Origin of the sequence: Runella sp. (genome assembly GCF_965279615.1) — a bacterium.
In the GTDB taxonomy this organism is placed as follows: Bacteria; Bacteroidota; Bacteroidia; order Cytophagales; family Spirosomataceae; genus Runella.
Genome location: NZ_OZ257252.1, coordinates 2811337 through 2823721, shown reverse-complemented (window position 1 = coordinate 2823721; position 12385 = coordinate 2811337). Strand labels below are relative to the sequence as shown.

General features: G+C 44.7%; 11 protein-coding genes. 4 read left to right on the top strand and 7 right to left on the bottom strand.

From position 1 onward, the window contains the following. Positions 1–127: 127 nt before the first annotated feature. Entirely contained in the window at positions 128–424 is a 297-nt protein-coding gene (locus ACQY73_RS12130) for a Dabb family protein (RefSeq protein WP_428666075.1), read from the bottom strand. A gap of 273 nt (positions 425–697) precedes the next feature. Here ACQY73_RS12130 and ACQY73_RS12125 point away from each other — a divergent pair, with 273 nt between their 5' ends. Continuing rightward, on the top strand, positions 698–1651 hold the full coding sequence (locus ACQY73_RS12125; protein WP_428666072.1) for an RraA family protein: 954 nt from the start codon (positions 698–700) through the stop codon (positions 1649–1651). A gap of 269 nt (positions 1652–1920) precedes the next feature. Here the strand turns inward: ACQY73_RS12125 and ACQY73_RS12120 are convergent, their stop codons facing one another. Next, positions 1921–3486: a GDSL-type esterase/lipase family protein gene (locus ACQY73_RS12120; protein WP_428666069.1), complete on the bottom strand. Its 1566-nt coding sequence runs from the start codon at positions 3484–3486 to the stop codon at positions 1921–1923. Between the two features lie 80 nt (positions 3487–3566). Beyond that, entirely contained in the window at positions 3567–4592 is a 1026-nt protein-coding gene (locus tag ACQY73_RS12115) for a LacI family DNA-binding transcriptional regulator (RefSeq protein ID WP_428666066.1), read from the bottom strand. 288 nt (positions 4593–4880) lie between these two features. On the opposite strand from ACQY73_RS12115, the gene ACQY73_RS12110 reads away from it, so the two are divergent. Continuing rightward, positions 4881–6896, top strand: a complete 2016-nt coding sequence (locus tag ACQY73_RS12110; protein WP_428666064.1) for a glycoside hydrolase family 3 N-terminal domain-containing protein — start codon at positions 4881–4883, stop codon at positions 6894–6896. Between the two features lie 4 nt (positions 6897–6900). On the opposite strand, the gene ACQY73_RS12105 is transcribed toward ACQY73_RS12110, so the two are convergent. Beyond that, the gene (locus ACQY73_RS12105) at positions 6901–7203 is read right to left on the bottom strand and encodes an AtuA-related protein (RefSeq protein WP_428666061.1); all 303 of its coding nucleotides are present in this window, start codon (positions 7201–7203) and stop codon (positions 6901–6903) included. 31 nt (positions 7204–7234) lie between these two features. Then, positions 7235–8563 (bottom strand): acyclic terpene utilization AtuA family protein, encoded by a 1329-nt coding sequence (locus tag ACQY73_RS12100; RefSeq protein WP_428666059.1) that lies wholly within the window; start codon positions 8561–8563, stop codon positions 7235–7237. A 475-nt stretch (positions 8564–9038) separates the two neighbouring features. Between ACQY73_RS12100 and ACQY73_RS12095 the strand changes: the two genes are divergently transcribed. Further along, on the top strand, positions 9039–9245 hold the full coding sequence (locus ACQY73_RS12095; RefSeq protein WP_428666057.1) for a hypothetical protein: 207 nt from the start codon (positions 9039–9041) through the stop codon (positions 9243–9245). Position 9246: 1 nt separating this feature from the next. Continuing rightward, a complete protein-coding gene (locus ACQY73_RS12090; RefSeq protein ID WP_428666054.1) occupies positions 9247–9657 on the top strand; it encodes a putative toxin-antitoxin system toxin component, PIN family in 411 nt (136 codons plus the stop codon). A 2-nt stretch (positions 9658–9659) separates the two neighbouring features. Here ACQY73_RS12090 and ACQY73_RS12085 read toward each other — a convergent pair whose 3' ends face one another. Together ACQY73_RS12085 and ACQY73_RS12080 are read right to left on the bottom strand one after the other, a co-directional pair. Next, a complete protein-coding gene (locus tag ACQY73_RS12085) occupies positions 9660–10955 on the bottom strand; it encodes a CitMHS family transporter (protein WP_428666051.1) in 1296 nt (431 codons plus the stop codon). A 28-nt stretch (positions 10956–10983) separates the two neighbouring features. Further along, entirely contained in the window at positions 10984–12384 is a 1401-nt protein-coding gene (locus tag ACQY73_RS12080) for a nucleoside hydrolase-like domain-containing protein (protein ID WP_428666049.1), read from the bottom strand. Position 12385: the final 1 nt, after the last annotated feature.

Sequence of the window (12385 nt, the reverse complement as noted above, 5' to 3'; positions counted from 1 at the left end):
TTGTGACACGGCTCTTTATTTTTTTACCTGAACTGATTGGAAGTGATAACACCTCCAATGGCATTATGGCATTAAATCCGTGAAAATCTGTGTTAGAATATCTGTGTCATCTGTGTTCAATGTTATTTCACAAGATCAACGGTACGTAATCTATCTCCAAAAAATCCTCTACCGTATTCAACCAAAAATGCTGCACAAAATAGACATGATCGGGATGATTAGAATAGTAGTCATATAATTCGGTAGTATCAAACTCCATTGAAATCCCGTACTCATAGTGATTTTTAGGACTGACCTGCTTTAGCACTTCAAAATTTTGAACACCGGAAATGGCAGCTAATGCATCTACTGCATCAAAAAAGGCCTTCTTTTGGTCTTCCTCAATGTTGCTTTTAAGCTTAAAAATGACGGAGTGGCGAATCATTGGTTATGTAAGTTTATTTAAATATATAAAGAAGGCTCTTTTTCCGGGTAAAAAAGAAGGGACTTCCACTCTTTTAACACTTTCAGTAAAAAGCCATTCATTGGCAAAATCAACTCATTTTTCAAAATAATAGCAAAAAAACGGGAGGATTGCGTCAAAAACAGTAGAATACCAAGAAATATTTCAATTTTAACCCCAAAACAACAGTAAATTTGGTGTGATTGAGTATTGCACTATAAGTATCCTATAAAACAAGTTTCTAAATCTATCACTATGCGACACATTATTTCCGGTTTATTCATTTTTACCATTCTTATCTGCAACAGCATTGCTGCAAATGCCCAATACAACAGGGTGGCTATGGATCGTGAATACATCATCTCTTTAACATCGCAATGGAAAGGAGAACGTCTGCCTGATGGAAGGCCCTTTGTATCAGACGATTTGCTTGAAAGACTCAAAAAAGTTGTTTTGACGCACGCTTGGGGCGGTTTAAAAAAAAATAAATTCAACAACCAGTATCAAGGCAATTGGGTGATGGTCAATCCCGATAAAAATACCATCATGACCGGCCGGGCCGTGACGGCGCAATACATGCCGCTACGACCTGATTTTGGCGATGTCATCAGAAAGGTAGGATTGGCGGAAGGACATGGTGAAAAAGCGCTGTCGAATGTATGGCCGATAGAAATGCTTAAAGATGGAGATATCTACGTTGCCGACGGTTTTGCAAAATTCAACGAAGGAACATTGATCGGCGACCGATTAGCCAACTCCATTTACTCAAAATCAAAACGGGGAGTAGTATTTTGGGGGACTGTACGGAATTTACAGGAAATACAGAAAGTGGAAGGTTTTAACGGGTGGATATTGGGAAATCACCCTTCGGCCATCAATGAAGTAATGCTTACTTCGATCAATGCACCCATCAGGATCGGCGATGCTACCGTTTTACCGGGCGATGTTGTGTATGCAAGCCCGTATGGTACCCTTTTTCTACCCGCCTACCTCGTGGAAGGCATCGTATTGGAAGCGGAGATCAGCAACCTTCGTCACGTATATGGCATCATGCGTAATAAGGCAGGCGATTGGACTACCGGTCAGATAGACAGCGATTATACCGCACAAATGAATAAAGAATTCCATGATTATTTGCGCGGCTTACCGGACAACAAACTGCCCATGCCCCGCAAAGAACTGAATGCCTATTTGGATGGTAAAAAATAAGACGCTCCTAAAAAAGGCCATTGTAAACTGAAAAATAACGGTTTTAAGTAGTTGCACTAAATTAGTCAATTTGTTTGACCCCGGATGGGGTCATATATCTGTAGAAATAAAGGCGTTATCTACAAATATGTGACCCCATCCGGGGTCAAACAACACGCGAATAACTTAAAGTATTTTTAATACACACTTAGGTTGTGCGAAGGGTTGCTCACAACCGCGCGGCAGACCGTCCGACTGACCATTCCAAATACCTTAATATCCGAAACAAATTACTTCTTCAACGCTTCTGCAATGGCTTTCTCGGCCAAAGGTGCCATGATCTTATACCCTGCCAAGGTTGGATGGACACCGTCGGCCGCTATTTCAGGACTCATGCCGTTGCGGCTGTCTTTCATGGCCGAATGATAATCCAAGTAGACCAAGCCATTTTCTTTTGCATAGGCTTTTAATCGCTCGTTAAACTGAATGATCTTATTGGGCACATCGGTCACTTCTTTCCGCCACGGAAATTCAAACGCCGGGTGAACCGACGCGATCACTACTTTGATCTTGTTCGCCTTGGCAATTTCAACCATAGAAGCAATATTACCCATCGTAAAATCAGGATCATAAGGCCCCGTATTTTCGGCAATATCATTAATGCCAATATTGATAACCACCACTTTAGGTTTTAAATTTACCACATCAGGACGGAAACGAAGCAGGTTTTGGGGCGACGTTTGTCCGCTGATACCACGACCGATGTGTCTGCCGCTTGCAAAGAATTCAGGTTGCACCCTCACCCAACCCTGCGTAATTGAGTTACCCAAAAACACGACGCGGTTTTCATCCGCTTTGGGAATAGGCAGTTTCTTATTGTCTTCGGCATATCGACTCAAATTACTCCAATCGTTCCGCTGAAAATTGGCGACCTGTTCTTCCGAATACAGCTGTTCCAATTTTGACGGATGCAATTTCTTTAGATACCCCTGCAATTTCATCCATTCCCCAAAACGTTCATACCACATATCAGTGGGGAGCCCCTGTTTTCTCATTCCGAAGCCGTGTCCTCCTTTTTGGTACATGTGCAACTCCGCGATTTTTTTTGCCGCGATCCAGGCATTGTATAAAACGACAGAATGCGGTGCAAGCCCCAATTGGTCGTCAGCCGCCGCGCAGATCCACGCCGGTGGTGCGTCAGCAGGTACTTTTATTTCACCGAAAATGTCGGTTTTAGGATAAATAGGAGCAATAAAATCGGGACGATTGGCGGCTGTATAACTCAATCCCACGCCCAACGTCAATGCACCGCCTGCCGAAAAACCCATGAGGCCGATTTTGTCGGGAAGAATGTCCAACTCTTTGGCGTGACTGCGTACATATTCAATGGCTTTTTTACCATCGGCCACGGCCATTTCCACCACGGGCGCATTTTCTTCGTCCAGTTTTTTAAAGTCCCGCATTTTGGGACCTAATTCCGCTACGGGGTCGTCGGTCATACTGCGCACCAATCGGTATTTGAGCACAAACGCCGCGACACCTTTGGAATTCAGCCATTTAGCTACATCAATGCCTTCGCTGTCGATAGAAAGTAAATGAAAAGCACCGCCCGGAGCCACAATGACCGCTGTGCCTGTCGCCAGGTCGGGTCTGGGCAAATAGGCCGTCAACGTGGGTTGCGATACATTATAGATCGTGCGCGTTTTGAAAGCATTGTTAACCCTTTCCTGCTCGCTCCATGTCCAGTTTTCAGAACCCGGCGCTTTGCCATCGTACAATTGAATCACCTGTTGGGTATACCCCGTTACTCCGGTCAGAGAAAGAAGCGAAATGAGCGTAAAAGCAAGTAGTTTCATTGTTGAATTTAGGGGGATATTTTATACAAAACCGGCAATACATACAGAATTACTAAAAGGCAAATTCAATCTCTTTTTCCTTAAAATTCAGTGCTTTTTAAAGATGATTTTCTGACCACTACGTTGGTTCTCAAAACATTGGAAATTGAAATCCTGTCTTCTTTTGGATTTTTGATGAGATTGATCAACAATTCCGCTGCCGAACGGCCCATTTCAAAAGCAGGCTGGGCCACGGTACTCAAAGGAGGATTCAGCAAACGAGCGATGGGCAAGTCAGAGAATCCGATCAACGCTATATCCTGCGGCATGGACAAACCTGCTTCTGAAATAGCGGCATGGCAACCAATGGCAATATTGTCGCTGGACGCAAAAATGCCGTCTACTTTTATTGAATTATTCAACAACCTTCGCGTCGTGATGAACGCATCCTGCGAGTCATACGCAGAAGACATGATTATCTCCTCAATAATGGGCATTTTATAATCCAACAACGCCGACCGATACCCGTGCAAACGCCGCCGACTAATGAGCAGATTAGGAGGACCGGTAATATGTGCAATGGTTTTACAGCCTTGCTTTATCAAATGCTCGGTGGCTTGGTAAGCGCCTCCAAAGTCGTCTACGGATACTTTGTGGGTATCTATTTCATCACAGATTCGGTCAAAAAATACGATTGGGAATCCTCTGTCGTGCAGGGCTTTGAAGTGCGTGTAATCTTGGGTTTCGGTTGCCAGTGAGACCAACATCCCATCTTTCCGGCGATTGGCAATGTGCCTGACGTTCATCACTTCACGCTCATAATTATCGTGGCTTTGATAAATAACTACGTGGTAGCCTTGGGCAAAAGCCACATCTTCAATACCCGCAATGACCATTGCAAAAAATGGATTGGAAATATCCGGAACAATGACCCCAATATCGTTGCTGTGACTGTTTAACAAACTCAGCGCCACCGGATCGGGGGTATAATCCAGTCGTTGCGCCAACTCCATTACTTTTTTTTTTGTATCGGCACTTATTTCAAAACTATCTCTCAGTGCTCTGGAAACGGTGGATGTCGATAAATTCAGCTCCCGGGCAATGTCTTTGATGGTAATTTTTTTCATTACGCTAACATCTAAAAAAAATCCTATAAGCCCTTGAACCACTCGATTTCTGCATTGATGTAAATGTAGAGGCCATTTAGGTATTTTTATATTTTTTGTCGAAATAGTTTTGTTTACGCAAGCGTTCCCGAAAACGTTTGCGTAGAAATTAATCAAAATAAACGCGCTTTTTTTTGCAATATACCATCAATAAATATAAACTCAGCCTATGATCAAGCCTTGATGCCCGGACATTTTAGGGCTAAAACTTGGTTTAGTTACACTTAACCTTTCTAAAAACTGCTAACCATGAGGTTTTACCGACTTACCTTATCACTTGTATTGCTATCGTCAATAACGAACGCTGTAACGGCACAGATAAAATCACAGCCCAAACTCGGCCACAGATCAGCAAAAGTTCTGACAATTAATAATTTACAATTCAAAGATCTAAACAAGAACGGCAAACTTGACCCCTATGAAGATTGGCGCTTACCCAATGATGCCCGAATCAAAGACCTGCTCTCTCAAATGACCTTGGAGGAAAAGATCGGCTTCATGATCATCAGCACCACTCGCCTGAAAGGCGATCAGGCATTTCAGGCCAATGCGCCAAGGGCAGAAATGACGAGCGATTTCAACGAGGAAGACTTGGTACAGCCCATCAATATGTTTACCCGCAAACCTTTGCCGGTTCCAATGATGTCGTCGGCGGGCACTACCAAAGGAGTGATGAACTTCCACCTTCGCCATTTTATTTTACGAGCGAATACCTCGGCGAAGATCATGGCCGATTGGGCAAATAATTTACAGGCTTTGTGCGAAACTTCTCGTTTGGGTATACCGGCCATTGTTGCCTCCAATCCTCGCAATCATGTTACGGTGGATGCCGCCGTCGGCCTGAGTGTAGGAACAACCGTGTTCTCCAAATGGCCGGGCGAATTGGGCTTAGCTGCTATGCGCGATCTGAAACTGACGCGTGAATTTGCCGAAATTGCGGCCAAAGAATGGTCGGCGGTAGGTTTACGCAAAGGCTATATGTACATGGCCGATCTGGCCACCGAGCCTCGTTGGCAACGCATCGAAGGTACCTTTGGCGAAGATGCCGATTTGGCCGCTTCCATGATTCGGGAAATCGTGTTAGGCTTTCAGGGTGCTAAGTTGGGTACACATTCTGTGGCGATGACCACCAAACACTTCCCCGGCGGCGGCCCGCAGGTCGATGGACAGGATTCGCATTTTGATTGGGGCAAATTTGCGCATTATCCGGGCGGGCAGTTTGAGTACCACTTGAAGCCTTTCAAAGCAGCCATTGCCGCCGGTACTTCTTCCATTATGCCCTACTATTCCGCCCCTAAAGATAAGAGTATGGAAGCCGTGGGGTTTTCGTACAACAAGGCCATTATCAACGATCTGTTACGTAAACAGCTGGGCTTCAAAGGCATCATCAACTCCGATACCGGTCCCATTGACATGATGCCATGGGGGGTGGAAAACCTTTCTATCATTGAACGCTACCAAAAAGCCATCGACGCCGGGGTAGATATTTTCTCGGGCGGAGCCGATCCCGCGTTGCTGCTCGAAACCGCCAAAAAAGGATTAGTGACGGAAGCACGCATCAATGAATCCATTACCCGACTGTTGAAAGAAAAGTTTGAATTGGGTTTATTTGAAGATCCGTATGTTGATACCGACGCCGCAATAAAATTGGTCGGGAATTCAGAGTTTCAGAAAAAAGCAGACATTGCGCTTCGCAAATCCATCGTGTTGCTGCGCAATGAGGACAAACTTCTTCCCATCCAAGCCAAACGCACCAAGGTTTATTTTGAAACGTATTACAATAATGGCAGAAATCCCAATCCCATTACCGTCAATAAACCGACGATGCCTAATGCCAACATAGAATTTGTATCTACCAAAGAGGAAGCCGATGTGGTTTTGTTGTGGTTGATTCCTACGGGCGGTTCTTTATTCAGTTCGCAGGGAAAACCGATTGAGTTGAGTTTGTCGAAAAACAAGATCGACGTAGCGCATGTCAATGAGATCGTCAATGCCAAACCTACTGTTGTGGCCATCAATTTTTCAAGCCCGTGGGTCATTGACGAAATTGACAAGGGAAAAACAAAAACGGTTTTGGCCACTTTCGGCACCACGCAGGAGGCTTTGTTGGACATCATCAGCGGCGCCTTCAAGCCGACCGGCAAAATGCCGTTTACAATCCCTGTTTCTTCACAGGCGGTTTTGGACAATAAATCAGATGTACCGGGTTCATTGGAAGCAAAAGGATATGCTTTGTTTAAATTCGGCGACGGCATCAGTTATTGATTTTTCAGCCTATCTGCATTTCCAACAACGCATAGCTTAGGGTTTTGCCATGGGCGTCGATGGCCAACGAGGTAGTGACGCCCGTGAGCAGTGCCTGCTCGCAAACAAACAACAGCGAGGAAATTCCGGGCAATTCGTAACGCGTAATGCTACCTGCAACAATGTCTTTCAGGTGCGCCGCTACGCGTTCTTCCGTGATTTCCCGGCACAAAAAAGCGTAATCTTCTTCTTTGTACGGAATCAGCGAAAGCGTTAGGGTATTGCCTTTATCGCCGGCACGGCTATGAGCTATATCGTAGAGTTTCATTTTAGATAAGTAATCTCCGTTTGATTTTTTTTTAACACTCAAAAAGGGTGATTTTAGGAATAACTTTGTGTCTGTCAATCAAAACCGACACCATTCCAATTACTTCAGTAATGTATTTTCGGGCTCCGCCACCGCCTGCAGGGCCGTTAGTATATAGCGCTTCAACCTCTTCTCCGATCAATGAAGCTTTTGCAGCACTCGGCGCATTGGCCGCTACTCTTAAACGCACTTCGTAAGGTTCTATTTGGCGGTCAAAATCTGTTCGATGGATAGCCGAAACACCAACGTAATCAATGCGCAAATCAGGAAAATCGCTTTTGAGGCGTTTTTCAATAATATTCCCTGCCAGTTGTGCCCTCGCGAGTGCATTGCTGCCGGCATAAGACATTTCCCCTTCTCCCAAAAAGCCTGCCTGATAGCCTACACTTACTTTGAGCGTTGATGGTTTTGGCCTTCCCGTCCCTCCACTTACTTTTACTTGATTTTCACCTTCTTCTTTCAGAAGAACCGTCGTAAAATCAGCCGAAACGTCGGGAGTAAGATAAGCATGCGGATTAACGACTTCGTACAATAATTGCTCTTTGGTCGTTGCCAACGTAACGATTCCACCCGTTCCTTCTACCTTGCTGATGATGGCCGAACCGTCGACAAAAACATCCACAAACGGGTGTCCCAATGTATCCAAATCGGGTACCGTTTTTTTACCGGCATCGGCAAAATAGCCGCCGGTCACCTGTCCCGCGCATTCCAATAAATGTCCGATAACTGTCCCTTTTGCCATTAGATCACAGTCATCGGCAGACCAGCCCAATTCGTGCATCATGGGAGCCAAAAACAGCGAAGGGTCAGCTACGCGTCCCAGAATAATGATATTTGCGTCCGATGCTAAGGCTTCCAGAATCCCCTCTACACCCATATAAGCATTGGCAGAAAGGATATCATAATTATCCAACGGCAATCCATTCTCTAAAATCTGTACTTCTGCAATCGTCTTTCGAACTTCCTCAAATACATCATCGCCGCTTACTGCGGCTACCTTTATTTTAACTTCCTGTTTTTGAGCAATTTCAATAATTTTCTCTGCGGCCGCTATCGGATTGGCAGCGCCCATATTGGTAATGAGTCGAATGTTGTTTTTAACCAAAAGCGGTAAGAGCGATTCTATTCGTCGTTCCAATAACGGGTCGTAGCCTTTGGTTGGGTCTTGGCGTTTACGCTTTTGTGCCAGCGCGATGGTGCGCTCCGCCAGACATTCCAACACCAAATAATCTAACTCTCCCTTTTCGGCCAAAACAACCGCCGGCTCCAATCTGTCGCCCGAAAAACCTGCTCCGCAGCCTATTCTGATTTTTTGTCTCATCAGCTAAAAATTTATCGTTGTTCCAATTTGTAGGGTTGTTCTCAATATAATCCTTGATTCGTTGGTATTCATTGTTGTTTCGGATAATATGGTTATGGAATCCGGACTGCCAACCAACTGATTGCAAATCGTGCTTCAAACCCATCCGATTTGAATGTTTGGTTACTGCCGATTTGTAGCAACCAATGATGGATGAAACCGTACAAACAGTAACAAAATAGGCCCCTGACCACCCATAATTCCACCACGCTGCCCGTGCGGATGCAATACGGTATTTGTGTTGAAATTTTTCGGCCATAGTTATAGATATTTATAGAAGAATCGAACCCGTCAATAACGCCACAATCGTCATCACAATCGTGGTGCCCCACACCCATTTGAAAATAAAACGCTGATGGTCGCCCAAATCTACTTCCTTCTCCATAAGCATCATTTGTTACGTAATAAACCGTAAATTTGTAAAAAAAAATAGCGCATGAAATTACAAGCTCCATTATCCAATCTGCAAATGGAACTGCTCAAACTTTACAGTGCGGGAGTTTCTGACGAATACTTAGACGAAATCAAGGTATTAATTGCTAAATTCCTTTTTGAAAAAGCCCGTGATCGTGCTGATGCCATTTGGGACAGCAAAGACTATACAGACGAAAAAATTAATGAGATTATAAAGCAAAACCCCTGAAATGATTCGAGTTGTCATCGACACAAATGTAATTGTCAGAGCTATTTCAGGACGTTCATTCTCTAATTTCATTTTTGATTTATTGTTCACAAATCAAATCACCTTGTGCGTTTCTACCGATATCCTTCTGGAATACGAGGAAATTATTACGAAAATTTATGATGCTCAAACAGCTGAATTAGTCATTGGTGCCTTGCTTCTCCTTCCTAATGTACACCGCACCGAAGTATTTTTTGACCTTCGCCTGATAGCGCACGATGCCGATGATGACAAATTTGTCAATTGCGCTTTTGCCACCAACGCCCATTGCATCGTAAGTGACGACCGGCATTTTAATGTACTGGAAAAAATTCCCTTTCCAAAAATCCCTGTTTTAAAATTCTCGGAATTTAAGGAATTTATGAAAATCTGAGATTAAATATGAATCGAACCCGTCAATAACGCCACAATCGTCATCACAATCGTGGTGCCCCATGCCCATTTGAAAATAAAACGCTGATGGTCGCCCAAATCTACTTCAGATAAACCCACCAATAAAAACGTAGATGCCGTCAGCGGACTGATGGGAAAGCCTACCGTCATTTGTCCCAGCAAGGCTGCCCGTCCGATTTCGAGCGGGTCAATGCCAAATTGAGTAGCGGTTTGGCTCAAAATCGGGACTACGCCAAAATAATAGGCATCGGGCGTAAAAAGCATACTGGCAGGCATACTCGTCAGGGCCGTCAGGGTAGGCAATAATCCGGCATGTTGCTGCGGAATGAGCGAAACCAGCGCCGTTGCCATCGCTTCTATCATCTTAGACCCCGTCAAGATCCCCGAAAATATCCCCGCCGCGAAGATCATGCTTGAGACCATAAAAATATTATTGCCGTGTCCACGCAGGATTTTTTGTTGGTCGGGCAGTTTGGGATAATTAATCATCAAGGCCAACATACTCGCCACCACAAACAGCGCCGGAGCCGGCACCCACCCTTTCATCAACGCCACAATCAGGGCAAGGGTCATCAGGGCATTCAGCCACAGTAACTTAGGCCGACGCAGGCTTTTTTGGGTTTCGTTTAAACTTTCTCCGTGGTTATAGTCAAAATCAAGGATACCCAGACGTTTGCGCTCTTTTTTTCCAAACCAATACGCCACAAAAAGCACCCAACAGACACCACCGATGATGGCCGGAATATTGGGATTAAAGATGTGTGGCACATCCGTTTTCAACGTCGAAACAGCCCGTGCCGACGTACCCGACCAAGGCACCAAGTGCATGGGCCCCACGCTCAGCGCCACAATCCCCGAGAGCACCAACCGATTGATATTTAGTTGTTTATAAATCGGCAAAAAAGCCGACAGTACGATCATAAAGGTGGCGGTACCATCGCCGTCCAAGTGAACGATCATGGTCAAAATGGCCGTACCCAGAATTACTTTCAGGGGATCACCTTTTACGGATTTGATGATGAATGCAATGACAGGATCAAACAATCCCACATCGAGCATTGTGGCAAAATACAACACCGCAAACATCAGCAAAATGCCCGTAGGTGCTACCTGCTTTATGCCTGCAAGCATCATTTCTCCTAATTCTTTTACCCCAAACCCGGCTAAAAAACCAAACAGTAAAGGTACAAGTACCAAGGCGGTGATGACCGAAACACGCTTGGTCATAATTAAGATTAAAAATACGGCAATGGTCAAAAAACCGAGAAGAGCGAGCATAGCGGAAAGTAACAATTTTTACGTAAAGTTAAGGGATAACGGTCACAATCACCCTTTTATACCTACTCAAAGCAGGTGTTCCTTTATCTGTCACCTTTAAAATAAAATGAATTGTTTTAGCCGATTCTACTTTTGGGGCCGTAAACGGAACACGGTACATATTGGCAGCGTAGGGTCTAAAACTAACGTTGGCAGGATATGTGCCGGCCTCACGGTACTGCATCCAAACATAACTTAATGCGTCGCCGTCAGGATCGGTTGTTCCTTTGGCATCCAGAAAGAATTGTTCACCGGATTTTACCGTAATGTGGTCAGAATGATTCAGTTTAGGGGAGGGGGGATGGTTTGCTTCATGGAAAGACTTTGTTGTCCAATCCATTCGAGCCGCAAAATCATTTTGAAAATCTTCCCGCCAACGTAAGATCGTCTCTAAATTACCGGCATGGCTTTTTTTGTCGATCAGCGAAAAAAGGGAGTCGTTGGCATTCGTCCATATTGGGCGCGTTTCGGGCTCTTCCGTATGCGGGACTTTAAAGTAGGGGTTTGGTTTCGGCGCTTCAAATGTTGGAATATACAACTCATAGCGACCGCCCCAACCTCCAAAATTAGGATTTTCGGGATCATTTAAACCATTGGGAATCAAACCCATGAACGTAGGCGTGTCGCCTTCCATACCATACGCCACATCGGGGTACATGGTACCCAAAATACTATGTCTCTGTTGAATATTATCCGTAAGCCATTGATTGGAAAATACTTCATTGTTGAAACCTTCCGCTTTGGCATTGATACCTCTCCAAGTCGCATTTTGATAGGTATAACCCGGCGAAACCACGAAGAAAATACGGGGAAAGGTCTTGCGAATCCACGGATTTGAATCGTCTTGGTCAGAGATCGTATACACCCGTAATTTTTTGTACAGTTTTTCCGCCTGTTCCCCCGATTTTGTTTTTTGGATTTTCCATAATGCCTGCGCCAGGCAGTTGGACCCACCCCAAACACAGACCCAAACCGGTCTGGCGTCGTTTGTTTCGAGTACTTTGATGATCCAATCGGAACCTTCGGAGTCTTTACCTTCTCCCACGCCTTCCATTCCGTATTTTTCAAGACCTTTCTTGATCTTTGTTTTTAAGAAAAGGGCCGTTGGATAACCGCTTTCATGTTTGAGCAGATTGGGTTGCACTTTTCCGTACGCATCTACAATTGTATGGATGGTTTCAACGGCGGCCCAATTTTTCTGGTGAATGGAAGTGGTCGCAATAAGCCCTTCAATGTCCCACTGACTGGAATAGGTCAAAAAACGCACCAACGATTGCGCATCGTCCGGGTCGGCTTCAATGTCTGTCAATACCAAAACGCGGCGTTTTTGGGCGTTCGTCTCATGAATTACTAAAAAAAATAAACAGAGTAAAAAATATAAGTATTTCATA

Coding starts and splice junctions, on each gene's coding strand:
- ACQY73_RS12130 (WP_428666075.1), bottom strand. CDS start 424: ATGATTCGCCACTCCGTCATTTTTAAGCTTAAAAGCAACATTGAGGAA.
- ACQY73_RS12125 (WP_428666072.1), top strand. CDS start 698: ATGCGACACATTATTTCCGGTTTATTCATTTTTACCATTCTTATCTGC.
- ACQY73_RS12120 (WP_428666069.1), bottom strand. CDS start 3,486: ATGAAACTACTTGCTTTTACGCTCATTTCGCTTCTTTCTCTGACCGGA.
- ACQY73_RS12115 (WP_428666066.1), bottom strand. CDS start 4,592: ATGAAAAAAATTACCATCAAAGACATTGCCCGGGAGCTGAATTTATCG.
- ACQY73_RS12110 (WP_428666064.1), top strand. CDS start 4,881: ATGAGGTTTTACCGACTTACCTTATCACTTGTATTGCTATCGTCAATA.
- ACQY73_RS12105 (WP_428666061.1), bottom strand. CDS start 7,203: ATGAAACTCTACGATATAGCTCATAGCCGTGCCGGCGATAAAGGCAAT.
- ACQY73_RS12100 (WP_428666059.1), bottom strand. CDS start 8,563: ATGAGACAAAAAATCAGAATAGGCTGCGGAGCAGGTTTTTCGGGCGAC.
- ACQY73_RS12095 (WP_428666057.1), top strand. CDS start 9,039: ATGAAATTACAAGCTCCATTATCCAATCTGCAAATGGAACTGCTCAAA.
- ACQY73_RS12090 (WP_428666054.1), top strand. CDS start 9,247: ATGATTCGAGTTGTCATCGACACAAATGTAATTGTCAGAGCTATTTCA.
- ACQY73_RS12085 (WP_428666051.1), bottom strand. CDS start 10,955: ATGCTCGCTCTTCTCGGTTTTTTGACCATTGCCGTATTTTTAATCTTA.
- ACQY73_RS12080 (WP_428666049.1), bottom strand. CDS start 12,384: ATGAAATACTTATATTTTTTACTCTGTTTATTTTTTTTAGTAATTCAT.